The organism is Bradyrhizobium sp. CCGUVB14, from assembly GCF_024199935.1.
GTDB lineage: Bacteria > Pseudomonadota > Alphaproteobacteria > Rhizobiales > Xanthobacteraceae > Bradyrhizobium.
Genome location: NZ_JANADS010000001.1, coordinates 8249117 through 8263831, shown reverse-complemented (window position 1 = coordinate 8263831; position 14715 = coordinate 8249117). Strand labels below are relative to the sequence as shown.

General features: G+C 63.9%; 16 protein-coding genes. 12 read left to right on the top strand and 4 right to left on the bottom strand.

Translation table 11 applies throughout. The features are described 5' to 3' along the window. Nucleotides 1-282 precede the first annotated feature (282 nt). From NLM32_RS38685 to NLM32_RS38675, 3 genes are all read left to right on the top strand, one after another. On the top strand, nucleotides 283-1998 hold the full coding sequence (locus NLM32_RS38685; protein ID WP_254133920.1) for a PQQ-binding-like beta-propeller repeat protein: 1716 nt from the start codon (nucleotides 283-285) through the stop codon (nucleotides 1996-1998). A gap of 157 nt (nucleotides 1999-2155) precedes the next feature. Then, nucleotides 2156-2461 (top strand): cytochrome c, encoded by a 306-nt coding sequence (locus NLM32_RS38680; protein WP_254133919.1) that lies wholly within the window; start codon nucleotides 2156-2158, stop codon nucleotides 2459-2461. Between the two features lie 36 nt (nucleotides 2462-2497). After that, nucleotides 2498-3265, top strand: a complete 768-nt coding sequence (locus tag NLM32_RS38675; RefSeq protein ID WP_254133918.1) for an ABC transporter substrate-binding protein — start codon at nucleotides 2498-2500, stop codon at nucleotides 3263-3265. Nucleotides 3266-3339: 74 nt separating this feature from the next. On the opposite strand, the gene NLM32_RS38670 is transcribed toward NLM32_RS38675, so the two are convergent. After that, nucleotides 3340-3984 carry a glutathione binding-like protein gene (locus tag NLM32_RS38670; protein ID WP_254133917.1) on the bottom strand — a complete coding sequence of 215 codons (645 nt, stop codon included), beginning with the start codon at nucleotides 3982-3984 and terminating at the stop codon, nucleotides 3340-3342. A gap of 107 nt (nucleotides 3985-4091) precedes the next feature. Between NLM32_RS38670 and NLM32_RS38665 the strand changes: the two genes are divergently transcribed. Next, on the top strand, nucleotides 4092-4760 hold the full coding sequence (locus NLM32_RS38665) for a TetR/AcrR family transcriptional regulator (RefSeq protein WP_254133916.1): 669 nt from the start codon (nucleotides 4092-4094) through the stop codon (nucleotides 4758-4760). A gap of 105 nt (nucleotides 4761-4865) precedes the next feature. Here NLM32_RS38665 and NLM32_RS38660 read toward each other — a convergent pair whose 3' ends face one another. After that, nucleotides 4866-5783: a LysR family transcriptional regulator gene (locus tag NLM32_RS38660; RefSeq protein WP_254133915.1), complete on the bottom strand. Its 918-nt coding sequence runs from the start codon at nucleotides 5781-5783 to the stop codon at nucleotides 4866-4868. Between the two features lie 122 nt (nucleotides 5784-5905). Between NLM32_RS38660 and NLM32_RS38655 the strand changes: the two genes are divergently transcribed. Genes NLM32_RS38655 through NLM32_RS38640 form a run of 4 tightly spaced genes read left to right on the top strand, consistent with a single transcriptional unit; the run spans nucleotide 5906 to nucleotide 9928 of the window. Next, nucleotides 5906-7285 carry an MFS transporter gene (locus NLM32_RS38655; RefSeq protein ID WP_254133914.1) on the top strand — a complete coding sequence of 460 codons (1380 nt, stop codon included), beginning with the start codon at nucleotides 5906-5908 and terminating at the stop codon, nucleotides 7283-7285. Between the two features lie 32 nt (nucleotides 7286-7317). Then, on the top strand, nucleotides 7318-8421 hold the full coding sequence (locus NLM32_RS38650; protein ID WP_254133913.1) for an amidohydrolase family protein: 1104 nt from the start codon (nucleotides 7318-7320) through the stop codon (nucleotides 8419-8421). Then, on the top strand, nucleotides 8418-9518 hold the full coding sequence (locus NLM32_RS38645) for an amidohydrolase family protein (RefSeq protein WP_254133912.1): 1101 nt from the start codon (nucleotides 8418-8420) through the stop codon (nucleotides 9516-9518). Before NLM32_RS38650 ends, NLM32_RS38645 begins: the two co-directional genes overlap by 4 nt. Next, complete coding sequence (locus tag NLM32_RS38640) at nucleotides 9515-9928, top strand: Rieske (2Fe-2S) protein (RefSeq protein ID WP_212298258.1); 414 nt, start codon at nucleotides 9515-9517, stop codon at nucleotides 9926-9928. The genes NLM32_RS38645 and NLM32_RS38640 overlap by 4 nt, the downstream gene beginning before the upstream one ends. A 154-nt stretch (nucleotides 9929-10082) precedes the next feature. Here NLM32_RS38640 and NLM32_RS38635 read toward each other — a convergent pair whose 3' ends face one another. Continuing rightward, nucleotides 10083-11048: a glyoxylate/hydroxypyruvate reductase A gene (locus tag NLM32_RS38635; RefSeq protein ID WP_254133911.1), complete on the bottom strand. Its 966-nt coding sequence runs from the start codon at nucleotides 11046-11048 to the stop codon at nucleotides 10083-10085. Between the two features lie 143 nt (nucleotides 11049-11191). Between NLM32_RS38635 and NLM32_RS38630 the strand changes: the two genes are divergently transcribed. From NLM32_RS38630 to NLM32_RS38615, 4 genes are all read left to right on the top strand, one after another. Continuing rightward, nucleotides 11192-11560 (top strand): YciI family protein, encoded by a 369-nt coding sequence (locus tag NLM32_RS38630; RefSeq protein ID WP_129275136.1) that lies wholly within the window; start codon nucleotides 11192-11194, stop codon nucleotides 11558-11560. Next, the gene (locus NLM32_RS38625) at nucleotides 11557-12858 is read left to right on the top strand and encodes an RNA polymerase sigma factor (RefSeq protein WP_254133910.1); all 1302 of its coding nucleotides are present in this window, start codon (nucleotides 11557-11559) and stop codon (nucleotides 12856-12858) included. The genes NLM32_RS38630 and NLM32_RS38625 overlap by 4 nt, the downstream gene beginning before the upstream one ends. A 179-nt stretch (nucleotides 12859-13037) precedes the next feature. Next, entirely contained in the window at nucleotides 13038-13574 is a 537-nt protein-coding gene (locus NLM32_RS38620) for an SRPBCC family protein (protein WP_254133909.1), read from the top strand. A 37-nt stretch (nucleotides 13575-13611) separates the two neighbouring features. Further along, complete coding sequence (locus NLM32_RS38615) at nucleotides 13612-14025, top strand: VOC family protein (protein WP_254133908.1); 414 nt, start codon at nucleotides 13612-13614, stop codon at nucleotides 14023-14025. A gap of 68 nt (nucleotides 14026-14093) precedes the next feature. Here NLM32_RS38615 and NLM32_RS38610 read toward each other — a convergent pair whose 3' ends face one another. Continuing rightward, the gene (locus NLM32_RS38610; protein WP_254133907.1) at nucleotides 14094-14441 is read right to left on the bottom strand and encodes a hypothetical protein; all 348 of its coding nucleotides are present in this window, start codon (nucleotides 14439-14441) and stop codon (nucleotides 14094-14096) included. Nucleotides 14442-14715: the final 274 nt, after the last annotated feature.

Below are 14715 nucleotides of genomic sequence, written 5' to 3'. Positions count from 1 at the left end.
GGCTGCCGTTTTAATTTCGCGTCCGCGTGTCAAATCCGCGCCGTGCGCGCATTCCGTCGTTGCACTCCCCGCGATCCGGCGTACGCTGTGCCCGCGAACAGAAGTACAATCGCAACCACTCCAGTGAACATAGCTCCATTGGCGATATGCGCCGAAAGAGGGGGACATCCGTTGGCATATCATGCCCGACGGAGAGCGATCGACGTATCTTGACCTGCCAACATCCCTCGCAGCGGCGCCTACAAGACGCAATGATCAAACATAAAGCGGGAGGAAGTGCACATGAGGAAGCAGTGGCTTAACTCGGGCTTACCTGTTCTCGTTGCAGCGACACTTGCGGCGTCGGCAGCGTGGGCTCAAGCCGTGGATACTGCCCGGATCGAGTCCGCCGGTCAGAACGATTGGCTCACCTATCACGGTTCGTACAAGTCGTATCACTACAGCCCTCTCTCACAGATCAACACCAGCAATGTGGGCAATCTGGGCGTGGCCTGGATCCACATCCCCGGACGTTCGACCCGGGGGCTGCAATCGATGCCGCTCGCGGCCGATGGCGTGCTCTACTACACCGGCTCCTATAGCCGCACCTTTGCGCTGAACGGCGCTACCGGCGAGGTGATCTGGTCCTACTTCCCGGAGCTGGATGAAGCCCTGGTCGCGCGGCAGACTCATTCGCCCTACAATCGCGGCGCCGCCCTCGGCGAGGGAAAGGTCTATGTGGGGACAATGGATGGCCATCTCATCGCGCTCGACATGAAGAGCGGAAAGGTGATGTGGGACACCAAGCTGATTGATTCCCAGAAACTGACCGTTGGTTTCACCGGAGCACCGCTTTACGCCAAGGGTACGGTGGTGATCGGCGCACAGGGCGGCGAATGGCCGGGCCGGGGCCCGATCTTCGGTGTTGATGCCACCACCGGCAAGAAGAAATGGGAATTCCTGACGGTTGCCGGCACCGACGAAGCCACGAAGACCTGGGGCAATGACTCCTGGCGCACTGGCGGCGGCGGCGGCTGGATGCCGGGCACCTTCGATGCCGAGAACAACACCATCCTGTGGGGCACCGCCAACCCGGCGCCGCTCTACGACTGGTCGGGAGCCGATTACAAGACGCAGGGCGCGCGTCCGGGAGATAATCTCTATACCACCTCGGTGATCGCGCTCGATGTCGATACCGGCAAGCTGAAATCCTATCACCAGGAACTGCCTCACGACGCCTGGGACTTCGACAGCGCGGTCGGCGAGTTCGTGATGCTCGATCGCGACGGTCAGAAGTACGTCGTCCATCCGAACAAGAGCGGATACATCTTCGTCTATGACCGCAACCTCGGCGTCAAGAACGTCTGGCGGATCACGCAGAACAGCAATTTCGTCAAGGACATCGATCCCAAGACGGGTGAGCTGATCGGTCGTCGCGATTTCTCGGCCGGCAAGGTATCCGAGCCGTTGTGCCCGCACATTTCCGGTGGGGTGAGCTGGAACGCCGGGTCGTACAACCCGAAGACCGGGCTTTATTACAAGCTCGGCCAGGAATGGTGCATGACGCTCGAAGTTCAGAAGACGACTCCGATCGTTGCTCCTCAGGCTCAGCTCAACATTGGCGCCGACTTCAAGATCGCGCCACCGCCCAGCGGTGAGATCTATGGCCATCTCGACGCGCGCGACCCCATCACCGGCGTCAAGAAGTGGGAAGTGCGTTTCCCTGAGCCACCGCTCGGAAGCGTCATGTCGACCGGAGGCAATCTGGTGTTCGTGCCGGACTCGCGAGGCACGGTTCACGCCTATGATGCCGATTCCGGTGCCGAGCTCTGGAGCCACGGCGACGGCACCGGCCATCAGGGCGGCATCATCAGCTATGCCGTCAATGGCAAGCAGTACATCGCGGTCGTTGCCGGCTTCGGCGGCATGGCCTCCGATGATTACGCGCCGACGTTCGGCGGCGTCTACAAGAGCATGCCGCGCGACGACGGCGCGCTCATCGTCTACAGTCTGAAATAAGCCCTCGTGGCGCTGGGAGGGAGCAGCATGACGCTACTCCCTCCCCCGTCGAAGCGGGGCCGCCGAGCCGCGGCGCGAATTGGATTTCCGAGAGGTAGGTTTGGCCGGTATGCGATTGGCTTGGACCCTTGCGACATTGTCGGCGCCGACACTTGCCGTGCTCCTCACGATTTCAGCCTTGCCGTCCCGCGCGCAGCAGCCTGCGTCGCCCGCGCCGGACAGCGAGCAGCTCGATGTCGGACAGTTGTTCGCGACGACCTGTGGCTGGTGTCACTCCGCCGGCGGTCGTGCGGCCGGGAAGGGGCCGCAGCTCATGGACACCAAGCGAGACGACGACTTCCTGCGCATTCGCATCAAGAACGGCAAGGAAGGCGCCATGCCTGCCTTCGGCGCCGTGTTCAACGATGCGCAGATCGACGAGATCATCAAATATATTCGTGCCCTGAAGCCGAGCGAAGGCTAAGTCGGCAAGAAAGTACGGATCCACACTGGACATCTCATGAAGACCTGTCTCCCCTTCGTGGTCGTCGCACTGCTGGGACTCAACGGTGTGGCGCAGGCCCGCTCCCTCGAGGCGATCCGCGACTCCGGTGTGCTCGGACTATGCGCCCACCCCAACTCGTTGCCCTTCGCCAACAAGGCTGGTGACCCTCCGGGATTTCAGATCGAGCTGGGCAACGCGTTCGCGCGCGAGCTTGGCGTTTCGCTCAGGCCCGACTGGATCATCACTCAGTACCAGATGCGCAGTGCGGGCTGTGACATCTTGCTCGACGTCATCGCCGACCGCGAAGCGCAGGGCGAAACCCGATTGAGGATATCGAAACCATATTATCGCACGGGCGTCGCGCTCGCGGTGCCCTCATCCAGCGCGCTGACCTCGTTCAAGAGCCTCAACGGGTCGACCAAAGTGGGCGTGCAGGTCGGATCCGTTGCAGCCATGATCATCGGTCAGCGGCGAGTCCCGACATCGACATTCGGATTCGAGACCGACAGCCTCGATGCCGTGTCGAATCATGAGATCGACGCCGCCGCAGTCACGCCAACCGCAGCGAGCTATTTCAATCTGACGCATCCGGACAAGGCGCTCCGGATCCTGGATCGCGACGAAGGCGAGGCCGATCTCAATTGGAACGTCGCTGTCGGCATGCTCCGCCCGGATGACGCGTTGCGCGAAGCCATCGACCGGGCGCTGGAACGGCTTCGGAACGACGGTACGATCGATCGGATCTACGGCCGCTATGGGATCGTGCTGCAAGCCCCGAAATAGCTGATTGCTCGAACAGCGACGTCGTCCAGGCCCAACCGGGACGACGTCGTCATGCGAACCGATAAGCGTCGGCGTTACGCCGCCGCCTTCTTTCGAGCCTGTTCGGCCTTGTACAGCTCGAACTCCTCCGCGATCGCTTTCGCGATCGACGGCCGCTGCCGCAGGCGCTCGTAATAGGCCTTCACGTTCGGCCATTTGGCGAGCTCGATCGGCGGCGTCGCCATGGTCCAGTTGATGACCGTGACGAGATAGGCATCAGCGACGCTGAAATGCTCGAGCAGGAACTCGCGCCCCTTCAGGTAGTTGTCGAGATAGTCGAGCCGCGACAGGTTCTTCTCCAGCACGTAGGCTTTCACGTCCTGCGACGCCTTGCGGTCGAGCACAGGCACGAACAGGCCTTTGTGCAGCTCGGTGCCGATGAAGCAGAGCCATTGATGCAGCCGCGTGCGATCGATGCCTGCCGCGGCGCCGAGGCCCGATTGCGGAAAACGGTCGGCGACATATTGCAGGATCGCCGCGTTCTCGGTCAGCACCACGCCCTCGTCGGTGCGCAGCGTCGGCACCAGGCCGATCGGATTGACGGCGCGAAAGTCGGAGCCGTCGTTGAGCACTTTCTTGGTCGGCGGATCGACTTCGAGATAATTCGCCTCGGCGCCGGCCTCATAGAGCGCGACGCGCGTCGCCATGGAGCAGGCGAGCGGCGAGAAATAGAGATCCATCTGTAGCCTCCTTGGGCAATTCTCTTTGTGAGTGTCGCTCAACCTGGCCAGATTGATTTTTGTACTGTCTTGCATATTATGTCGAAGGTCAAGGATTAATTTGCGAGATGGTACAAAAATCAAAGCCGCCAGCTGCTGCCACTGAGCCCGGGCGTCGCGGTGAACCCAAGCGCCGCGGACGGCCGCGCGCCTACGAGCCGGACGTCGCGCTCGGCAAGGCGCTCGACCTGTTTCGCAAGCAGGGCTTTGCCGCGACCTCGCTCGATGATCTCAGTGAAGCCACCGGCATGAATCGCCCGAGCCTCTACGGCGCATTCGGCGACAAGCGCGAGCTCTACATCAAGAGCTACCAGCGCTATCGCGAGGACGCGCGCGCATCGATGGTCGAGATCTTTCGCGAGGAGATGCCGGTGCGCCAGCGGCTGGAGCGCATCTACGCTGCCGCGCTGAATATCTATCTCTCCGGCGAGACCGGCCCGCGCGGCTGTTTCACCGTGGTGACGGCGGCGTCCGAAGCGGTGGGCGACCCGGAGATTCGCGCCATGGTGCTGGAGGGGCTGTCGGAGCTCGACAAGGCTTTCGCGAATTGCTTCCGCCGCGCCAGGGAGAAGGGCGAACTCCCGGCGAGTGCCGATCCCGCCGCACTGGCGCAACTCGCGTCCGCCACCATCCACACCATCGCCATCCGCTCCCGCGCGCGCGTTTCGCGCAAGGAGCTGGAGGGAATCGTGAAGGGAGCGATTGACGTGATGGTGGGAGCGGGCCCGAAACCCTGAGCCGTCTCCTTGGGTGTGCCAAGCGCCAGCGCGGGACGCGTAATCCCAGGAGACGTTCGGCGACGACTGAGGATTAGAGTTTCGCCCAAAAAATCTTCTCTGGCGTCATGCCTCCCGGCCGAGTGCCGGCGCCGATGTCGCGGCCTCGCGGAAGGCGTCGCGCAGGGAGCCCAGCAGTGTCTGCACGCGAGCGAGGTTGGAGCGCGTGGCGGGAACAAGCGCCTTAACCCAGAGATCGGGGACCTGGAGTTGCGGGAGCATCTCGACCAGCGCGCCGGACTTGAGCCGATCGGCCACGGCGGTGCGCGAAGCAATGGCTATTCCGCTGCCGGCGCAGAGGCTGTCGATGACGAGCGCGCCGTTGTTGGTCACGAGGTGCGGCCGAACCGTCACCGTCGTCACGCCGTTGCGCCCTTCGAAGGTCCATGCCGGCCCGATCGGCGAAAACACGATGCAATCGTGATTGACGAGATCACGGGCGTGCCGGGGATGGCCGCGCCGCGCCAGATAAGAGGGCGCCGCACACAGCACGCGTTCGAAGACGTGCAGGGGCTCCTCGAGCACGCCATCGAAGGATGACGGCATCATGGTGAGCACGATGTCAAAGCCTTCCTCGACCGGGTTCACCGTGCGGTCCACCAACACCGCGTCGAGCGTCACGCGCGGGTACTTGATCTGAAACGACGACAGCAATTGCGCGAGGTCGATGATCATCGGCGACGCCGGCGCCTTGATGCGCAACTGGCCTTCGAGCTCGTTCGGGGATCGCATGATCCCCTTCGCCATCTCGTCGTATTCGCGCACGATCTGGCGGACGCTGTCGAGGTAGCGCTCGCCGACCTCGGTCAGCGCAAGACGCCGCGTGCTCCGCCGCAACAGCGTCGTCTTCAGCGACCATTCCAGTTGTCCGACGCGCTTGGTGATGACCGATGGTGCCACCCCAAGCTGCCGGCCCGCCTCTGAGAAGCTTCCGGCCCGTGCCGTCGCCAGAAATGCCTTCATATTCAGCAGGCTATCGGCCATTTAATCCAACCTGGAAAAGATGATCGCGCAAAATAGCATATTCTCCTCCATTCCCGAAGGAAATAGGCTTCCCGGCTACCACAAGCCGTCACTAAAGAACGAACGGCTACGGGAGGATGAGCATGAGTGCATCTGACATCATCGATGTCACCGATGTCATCGAACGTCAGCGCCGCAACGGCCTGGTCCTGACGGTTCTGATCCTGTCCACCACGATGATGTTCCTGGACGGTTATGATCTTCAGGCAATGGCCTTTGCCGCGCCGTCGATCATCCGGGACTGGGGCATCGACCGGGCCTCGCTCGGGATCGTCTTCAGTGCAGGCATTTTCGGCATCCTCGTCGGCGGCCTCGTGTTCGGATCGCTCGGCGACCGCATCGGCCGTCGTCTGTCGATCGTCGCCTCCATGCTGGTGTTCGGCAGCTTCACACTGGCGACGGTGTGGGCCAACGACATCACCAGCCTGATCGTGCTTCGCTTCCTCGCAGGCATCGGCATCGGTGGCTTGTCGCCGTTGTGCTACGCGCTCAACCTCGAATATGCGCCTAGCCGGTATCGCGGCACGGCGGTCGCGATCATCATGGTCGGCTATGTCGCGGGCAGCAGCATCGGCGGCTTCATCGCTGCCGGTCTCGTGCCGCACTTCGGCTGGACCATCGTGTTCTGGATCGGCGGTGTGCTGCCCCTGCTGGGCGCTGCGCTGTGCTACTTCGCGCTTCCGGAGTCGATCAAGTTCCTCGTGGTACGCAATCGCGAACCCGCGGAAATCGCGCGCATCCTGAACCGGATCGAGCCCTCGCTCCAAGCGAAGGCGACGACCCGCTTCGTCCTGCGTGACGAGACATCCGGATCTGGCGCCGGCACCGGGCTGATGTCACAACTTCCGACGCTGTTCGACGGACGGCTTGCGGTCATCACCCCATTCCTGTGGGTGGCTTATATCGCGAGCTCGATCACGATGTTCTTCCTCAACAGCTGGACGCCGATCCTGGCGGAAGCGTCGGGGCATACGCCCGCGCAGGCGGCCATGGGCTTGACCGTGTTCAGCCTCGGAGGTGCCGTCGGCGGTCTCACCATCGGGCGAGTGCTCGATCGTTTCGGCGTCATTGCCATAGCGATCGTGCCGCTGATTGCGTCACCGCTGGTCGCTTCGCTCGGCTGGCTCGGTCTTGGTGACAGCACCTACCTGGCGACGATGGTGTGCGTCGGCTTCTTCGTGGTGGGCGGTCACCAGGGCCTGAACAGCTCGGTCGGACAGTTCTATTCCAGCGCCAACCGCACCACGGCCGTCGGCTGGGCGCTGTCGGTCGCCAAGATCGGCTCGATCAGCGGACCGCTGGTCGCCGGGATACTGCTCGCGCAGCATCTGCCCTTCTCGAACCTGTTCCTGCTGGCCGCTCTGCCGCCGCTGGTGGTGGCGGCTTGCGTCTTGGTGCTGGGAATCGCGCAGCGCAAGCATGCGGCAGCCGCACCCAAGATCGATCAGACGGCCGCAGCCTAGACGCGTTGGCGCGAAACGATGGAGTCCGAAACATGAAAATGCCCTTCGCAGGCGCGATCGATTGCGACCTGCATCCGCCGATGCCGAGCATGGCGCAGCTCCTGCCGTATCTCGACGACTACTGGCGTGACCAGATCACCAACCGTGCGATCGACCGGATGTCGTTCGCGATGATGAGCTATCCGCCGAATGCACCGATCACCGCGCGTGCCGATTGGCGCGCCACACAGGCCGGGTCGAGCGATCTCGATAGGCTGCGTGCCCATGTCCTCGATGCTTTCGATCTCCAGTTCGGCATCGCCAACGTAATGCACGGCGCGATCACGCTCTACAACGACGACATGGCGGCAGCGATCTGCCGTGCCGTGAACGACTGGCTGCGGGCGGAATGGCTGGATCGCGAGCCGAGGCTGCGCGGGTCCATTCTGGTGTCGCCGCAAGATCCGGCGCAGGCCGTTGCCGAGATCGAGCGCCTCGCGCCCGACCGGCGCTTTGTGCAAGTGGTACTGCCGGTGATGGGCGAAAAGCTGCTCGGCCGACGCGAGTTCTTCCCGCTCTATGAGGCGGCGGAACGGCACGGGTTTGTCATCGCCGTCCATGCGGGCAGCACCTATCGGTACGCGCCGACGATCGTGGGCTGGCCGTCCTATCAGCTCGAGGACTACGTCGCGCAGGCACAGGCTTTCGCCAACCAGACCATAAGCCTGGTCGCAGAGGGTGTGTTCCGTCGCTTTCCGCGCCTCAAGGTCGTGATGCTCGAGTCCGGCGTGAGCTGGTTGCCGATGACCGTGTGGCGCACCGACAAGACCTGGCGCGGTGCGCGGCCGGAAGTGCCCTGGGTGGACCGCTGGCCGTCCACGATCATCCACGAGCATTTGCGCTTCTCGATCCAGCCGTTCGATGCACCCGATGCGACAGCGGTCGCGCAGACGCTCGATCGCATCGGGTCTGACGCGGTGCTGCTGTTCGCCACCGACTATCCGCACTGGCAGTTTGACGGCGACGATGTGCTGCCCGACGGGCTGCCGCCGGACTCGCTGCAGAAGATTCTCATCGACAATGCGCTCGCAACCTATCCCCGCCTGGCGCAGGGCGCGGCCGTCGCCGCCGGGCGAGCGAAGGAGGACGTGAGATGAACGCACCCTTCGTCGAACAAAAGGCCCGGCAGACGCTCGCGGTCGTCGATTGCGACATCCACCCGGCTCACCGCACGCCCGGCGAGCTCTTGCCCTATCTCGAACCGCGCTGGCGCGAGCACTATGAGACCCATGGCGTCCATGTGCGGCAGGCGCTGCAGAGCGGGCTGATGTATCCGCGCATGATGGCCGCGGGCATGCGTGCCGATTCGCTCCCCGAGAAGGGCGGTCCGGCGGGGTCGGATCTCGATCTTCTGCGCAGGCAGCATCTCGATCCCGTCAATGTCGAATTCGGCCTGCTGATGGCGCTCAGCAAGGGGGGCATGGAGGAGCGAAATCCCGGTCTTGCGGCAGCGCTTTCGCGCGCCACCAACGACTGGCAGATCGATCGCTGGGTACGCGAGGAGCCGCGGCTTCGCGCCGGCATCGTCGTGCCGCAGGAGTTTCCCGAAGCGGCTGTGGCCGAGATCGAACGTTGCGCCGGCGATCGCCGCTATGTGCAGATCATGCTGTCGTCGCGGCCATCGGATCCGCTGGGTCATCGGCGCTATTGGCCGATCTATGAGGCTGCAGAGCGTGCCGGCCTGCCGATCGGGCTGCATCCGGTCGGCTACAATGGCGGTCATCCTTCCACGGGCTCCGGCTGGCCGACCTTCTATTTGCAGGAGCACTATGTCTTCGTGGCCTGCATGGAAGCCCTCGCCAGCAGCCTGATCATCGAGGGCGTGTTCGAGCGCTTCCCGAAGCTGAAGGTCGTGTTGGTCGAGGGCGGCTTCGGCTGGGCTCCGGCGCTGGCGTGGCGCATGGACAAGCATTTCGACAAGTTCCGCAAGGAGGTCGCGCATCTCAAGCGGCGTCCCTCGGAATATCTGCGCGAGCACATCTGGTGGACGACGCAGCCGATCGAGGAGCCGGCGCAGGCTCGCCACATCACCGAGATCATCGACTGGATCGGATGGGATCGCCTGCTTTACTCGTCGGACTATCCGCACTGGGACTACGACAATCCGTCCTTTGCTTTCAAATTCCCCATGACCGAGCAGCAGCGCCGCATGATCTTCAGGGACAATGCCCTGGCATTGTATCGCCTCGCATGAGCCGCCATGTGGTCTGCCCGGCAGCCGAGCTGCCGCCCGGTGCGCGCAAGGTCGTCGTCGTCGACGGGCGCGAGATTGGTGTGTTCAATGTCGAGGGGCGCCTGCATGCGCTGCTCAACCGCTGTCCGCACGGTGGGGCCGCGATCTGCTCTGGCGTGGTCACCGGCCTCAGCCAGTCGTCCGGCCCGGGCGACTATCGCCTGGAACGCCGGGGTGAGTTCTTGCGCTGTCCCTGGCACGGTTGGGAATTCGACATGGCGACCGGCCAATCCTGGTGCGATCCGCGCCGGACCAAGGTGCGCAGCTTCGAGGTGAAGCTCGAAGCCGGTTCCGACCTCGTGATGGGGCCCTATGTGGCGGAGCGATACCCCGTCACGGTCGAGGACGCTTATGTCGTCGTCGATTTCTAGGAGGCTGGAGCGCGTCGAGTGAGGTTAGGCGAAGACTCGTCGTTCGGTACTGCGACCGGCCGTGATCGATGGATTCCGCGGTATGGGTCCCCGCGTTCGCGGGGACGGCAATGCGTGTGAGGCGCGAAGCTGCCTCTTTCAGGCGGATCGAGCCCTAATACCCCCGCCCGCGATCCACCACGTTCTCCAGCGCGCCACCCGCCTCGAACCTAGCGATCTGCTCGGCGACGTAGGCCGAGATCGCGTCCGCGTCCGTGTCGGCCGCGTTGTGCGGGGTCAGCACCACCTTGGGGTGGGTCCAGAACCGGCTGTCCTTCGGCTGCGGCTCCTGGACGAAGACGTCGAGCGAGGCGGCGCCCAGCGTGCCGTCGTCGAGGCAGGCCAGGATGTCGGCTTCGTTCTGCAAGGCCCCGCGGCCGGCATTGATCAGCACGGGCGCACCGAGCGGGCTGTTGCGGTTGAGCTTGGTGAAGACGTCACGGTTGAGGATGCCGTGCGTATCCGGCGTCAGCGGCAGCAGCGACACCAGGATGTCGATCTTGCGCAGGAACGCGTCCATTCCAGCCGTGCCGTGGAAACATTCGACGCCGTCGATCGTGCGCGGGCTGCGGCTCCAGCCGGCGACGCGGAAGCCGAGCCGCCGCAGCACGTCGGCCGCGTCGGCGCCGAGCGTGCCTAATCCCATGACGCCGACCGTGACCGCGCTCGCCGGCCACTGATATTTCGGCTCCCAGCGCTTTGCGCGTTGTGAGTCGCGCAAGTAAAGCTCCTGGCGGTGGTGCATCAGCACGTGCAGCACGACATATTCGGTCATGCGGTTGGTGAGGTCGGGCACGGCGACGCGCACCAGCGGCACGCTGGGCAGGCTCTTGTCGGCCATCAGCGCATCGACGCCGGCGCCGAGGTTGAAGATGGCTCGCAGATTCGGAAACGAGCCGAGGTCACCCGGTACCGGCTTCCACACCGCGGCATAGTGCACCTCGGCCGGATCGAGCCCGGCATCCGGCAGCAGCACCACGCGGCGGCCGCCGCAGACCGCGTCGAACCGGGCCTTCCAGCGCTCCGGCAGCCAGTTCTGCTGCGTGCTGTTGATCAGGACGGCCAGTGTGCCTTTGGTCATTCGAAGTGCCTCGTGGGTTCCGCTTTTGAAGGCCCTCCTTGGCATGATCCGCCGGATTTTTCTTGCAGTTTTTTTCCGCAGCCCTGTCGGGGCGGGGCATAGTGGATCGTCTTTAAAACAAGCGTTCAGGGAAGGTGCTGCCCATGCTTTATGCGATCCTTTGCTATCACGACGAGGACTTCGTCGGCTCCTGGAGCAAGGACCAGGACGAAGCCGTGATGAAGAAGCTCGCCGTGGTGCAGGAGAAGCTCACACAGCAGGGCCGGCTCGGGCCGGTGGCCCGGCTGCTGCCGACCACGGCGGCGGCGACCTTGCGCAAGGAAGACCCGCCGCTGGTGCTCGACGGCCCCTATGCCGAGACCAAGGAGCAGCTGCTCGGCTTCTACATCGTCGACTGCAAGAACCTCGACGAGGCGCTCGACGTCGCGCGCGACCTTGGCGCTGCCAACCCCGGCGGCGCCTATGAGGTGCGGCCCGTCGGCGTATTCCGCCCCGGAGGAATTTCGGCGTGAGCGACACTGATACCGCCTGGATCGAGACCGCGCTGACCTCGGCGCGACCCCAGGCGGTGGGTGCGCTACTCCGCTATTTCCGCGATCTCGATACGGCCGAGGAGGCGTTTCAGAACGCCTGCCTGCGCGCGCTCAAGACGTGGCCGCAGAACGGGCCTCCGCGCGATCCCGCGGCCTGGCTGATCATGGTCGGCCGCAACGTCGCGATCGACGAGGTGCGCCGCACCCGCAAGCAGCAGCCGCTGCCGGAGGACGACCAGGCGATCTCCGATCTCGACGATGCCGAAGGCGCGCTCGCCGAGCGGCTCGACGGCTCGCACTACCGCGACGACATCTTGCGGCTGATGTTCATCTGCTGCCATCCGCAACTGCCGGCGACGCAGCAGATCGCGCTTGCGCTGCGCATCGTGTCAGGCCTGACCGTCAAGCAGATCGCGCGCGCCTTCCTGGTCTCCGACGCGGCGATGGAGCAGCGCATCACCCGCGCCAAGGCCAAGGTCGCCGAGGCCGGGACGCCGTTCGAAACGCCCGGTGCGATCGAGCGCTCCGAGCGGCTCGCCGGTGTCGCTGCGATGATCTATCTGATCTTCAACGAGGGCTATTCGGCGAGCGGCGACACCGCCGAGATCCGCAAGCCGTTGTGCGAGGAGGCGATCCGGCTGGCGCGGTTGCTGCTGCGCCTGTTCCAGAGCGAGCCGGAGATCATGGGGCTGACGGCCCTGATCCTGTTGCAGCACGCACGCAGCGCTGCGCGCTTTGCCGCGGATGGTTCGCTGATCCTGCTCGACGACCAGGACCGTTCGCTGTGGAACCGCACCATGATCGCGGAGGGCCTCGCGCTGATCGACAAGGCGATGCGCCATCGCCGCAGCGGGCCCTACCAGATCCAGGCCGCGATCGCCGCATTGCATGCGCGCGCGGCGACGCCGGAGGAGACCGACTGGACCCAGATCGACCTGCTCTACGGCGCGCTCGAAGTGGTGCAGCCCTCGCCGGTGGTGACACTCAATCGCGCGGTCGCGGTCTCCAAGGTGCGCGGGCCGCAGGCCGCGCTCGACCTGATCGAGCCGCTGGCGCCCAAGCTGGCCAATTATTTCCATTTCTTCGGCGTGCGCGGCGCCTTCCTGATGCAGCTCGGCCGTAACGACGAAGCCCGGGTCGCCTTCGACCGCGCCATCGCGCTGGCCAACACCTCGGCCGAGGCCGCCCACATCCGCATGCACATTGATCGGCTGATCCGGGACAGCCAGCCGAAGGGAGCCAATGGCGGGGCCAGGCAGGGCGCCAAGGCGAAGTGACGGCCAACTCTCTCCTCGGCGTCATGCCCGGGCTTGACCTGGGCACCCACGTCTTTCTTCGCCAAGAACGTGGATGGCCGGGACAAGCCCGGCCATGACGACCCAATCAAATTATTCGTTCCGAATTGTCGGCCGCCGTCGTCTCCCTTCGTCTTAATCCCGTATCCAGGGAGTCATTCATGCTGAAAGCCATTGCCATTGTCGCCATCGTGCTCGCGGTCGGGATCGCGGGCGTCCTCGTCTTCGCATTGACAAAGCCCGACACGTTCCGTGTCGAGCGCTCGCTCGCGCTGAAGGCGCCGGCCGAGGCGATCTATCCGCTCGTCTCCGATTTCCACTTCTGGACCAGCTGGTCGCCCTATGAAGGGCGCGACCCCGCCATGAAGCGCACCTACGGGGGAACTGTGAAAGGGAAGGGCGCGACCTATGCCTGGGATGGCAACAACAATGTTGGTGCCGGCCATATGGAGATCCTCGAGGCGAGCACGCCGTCGAAACTCCGCATCAAGCTCGATTTCGAACGGCCTTTCGAAGGTCACAACACCGCCGAGTTCACCTTTGTGCCGCAAGGCGATGCCACACTGGTCACATGGGCGATGTATGGTCCGGCTCCCTTCATGTCCAAGGTGATGCAGGTCTTCATCAACATGGACACCATGATCGGCAAGGACTTCGAGGCCGGCCTCGCCAGCCTGAAGAAGCTCACCGAGAAGTAACGCCAGTCACCGCCCAGAAGCAAAGAGGAGAGAAGCGATGCTCAATCCCTATCTGTTCTATCAGGACACCTGCGAAGCGGCGTTCAACCATTACGCCAAGGTGCTCGGCGGCAAGATCGAGATGATGATGCGCGCGAGCGAAGGGCCCGCCGATATGCAACCTTCCCCCGGACGAGAGAAGATGATCATGCATGCACGGATGTCGCTGCCCGGCGGGAACGTCCTGATGGCCTCCGACGCGCCGCCTGATCACTACCACAAGCCGCAGGGCTTTGCGGTCTCGATCACCGTTGCGGATCCCGCGGAGGGCGAACGCAAGTTCAACGCGCTCGCCGACGGCGGAACCGTCACCATGCCCTTCGCCAAGACGTTCTGGGCCAAGGGCTTCGGCATGTGCGTCGACAAGTTCGGCATTCCCTGGATGGTGAACTGCCCCGCCGAAGGAATGTGAGCGCGACGCTCCGTTGCCTCCCCGAGCTGGCTTCCTCTCTCGACGTCTTGAGAGAGGAAGCGCCCTCGTCAGCGGATCGATCCGGTCACGTCCTCATCCGGCGGCTGCGTCACGCAGCTCCGGCAGATCACGAGCTTCGAGCCGAGCTGCCTGTCGTTCTCGGCCTCGATCTCGCCCTGGACCGCCCACCAAGCGTCGGAGTAGGGACGCAGCGTGCCCAGCACCCGTTGCCGCTCAATATTGGGATCGCTCTCCGGTGCCGTGTGATTGGCAAGGCGGCGTTTTGTGACAGCTGGACGATTGGGATTCTGACCGAGCCCGTCCCATGCGATCGGACGACGCTCCGCCGCCGGCGCGCTTGCGCATCCCACGAGCGCTGCGCAAAAACTGAGCAAGACGAGAATGTGTCGAGCCATCCCGGGCCTTCCGTGCGGTACACCACGCGAATTCGCGTGAAAAACTTTGCGTCGCAACGCGTACACGGGACTTGAGGGAAAACGACGTCACCGGCATGGCCGAAAGGAGATTCGTGCGCGCGATTCACTTTGCGAAAGCGCGCGAGCGTGTTTGTGACACGAAGCGAATTGCATCGCACAACAACTGGCGCAAGATTAGGCTGTGAACTTCGCGTCCGAATCGCTAAGTTTGTTCACAATACCTACAAATTAGGGTGGGCGTGACTTGGAAGGG

What these genes read in the sequence shown, in the direction of transcription:
- NLM32_RS38685 (WP_254133920.1), top strand. Translation starts at nt 283, where the DNA reads ATGAGGAAGCAGTGGCTTAACTCGGGCTTACCTGTTCTCGTTGCAGCG.
- NLM32_RS38675 (WP_254133918.1), top strand. Translation starts at nt 2,498, where the DNA reads ATGAAGACCTGTCTCCCCTTCGTGGTCGTCGCACTGCTGGGACTCAAC.
- NLM32_RS38670 (WP_254133917.1), bottom strand. Translation starts at nt 3,984, where the DNA reads ATGGATCTCTATTTCTCGCCGCTCGCCTGCTCCATGGCGACGCGCGTC.
- NLM32_RS38665 (WP_254133916.1), top strand. Translation starts at nt 4,092, where the DNA reads ATGGTACAAAAATCAAAGCCGCCAGCTGCTGCCACTGAGCCCGGGCGT.
- NLM32_RS38660 (WP_254133915.1), bottom strand. Translation starts at nt 5,783, where the DNA reads ATGGCCGATAGCCTGCTGAATATGAAGGCATTTCTGGCGACGGCACGG.
- NLM32_RS38655 (WP_254133914.1), top strand. Translation starts at nt 5,906, where the DNA reads ATGAGTGCATCTGACATCATCGATGTCACCGATGTCATCGAACGTCAG.
- NLM32_RS38650 (WP_254133913.1), top strand. Translation starts at nt 7,318, where the DNA reads ATGAAAATGCCCTTCGCAGGCGCGATCGATTGCGACCTGCATCCGCCG.
- NLM32_RS38645 (WP_254133912.1), top strand. Translation starts at nt 8,418, where the DNA reads ATGAACGCACCCTTCGTCGAACAAAAGGCCCGGCAGACGCTCGCGGTC.
- NLM32_RS38640 (WP_212298258.1), top strand. Translation starts at nt 9,515, where the DNA reads ATGAGCCGCCATGTGGTCTGCCCGGCAGCCGAGCTGCCGCCCGGTGCG.
- NLM32_RS38635 (WP_254133911.1), bottom strand. Translation starts at nt 11,048, where the DNA reads ATGACCAAAGGCACACTGGCCGTCCTGATCAACAGCACGCAGCAGAAC.
- NLM32_RS38630 (WP_129275136.1), top strand. Translation starts at nt 11,192, where the DNA reads ATGCTTTATGCGATCCTTTGCTATCACGACGAGGACTTCGTCGGCTCC.
- NLM32_RS38620 (WP_254133909.1), top strand. Translation starts at nt 13,038, where the DNA reads ATGCTGAAAGCCATTGCCATTGTCGCCATCGTGCTCGCGGTCGGGATC.
- NLM32_RS38615 (WP_254133908.1), top strand. Translation starts at nt 13,612, where the DNA reads ATGCTCAATCCCTATCTGTTCTATCAGGACACCTGCGAAGCGGCGTTC.
- NLM32_RS38610 (WP_254133907.1), bottom strand. Translation starts at nt 14,441, where the DNA reads ATGGCTCGACACATTCTCGTCTTGCTCAGTTTTTGCGCAGCGCTCGTG.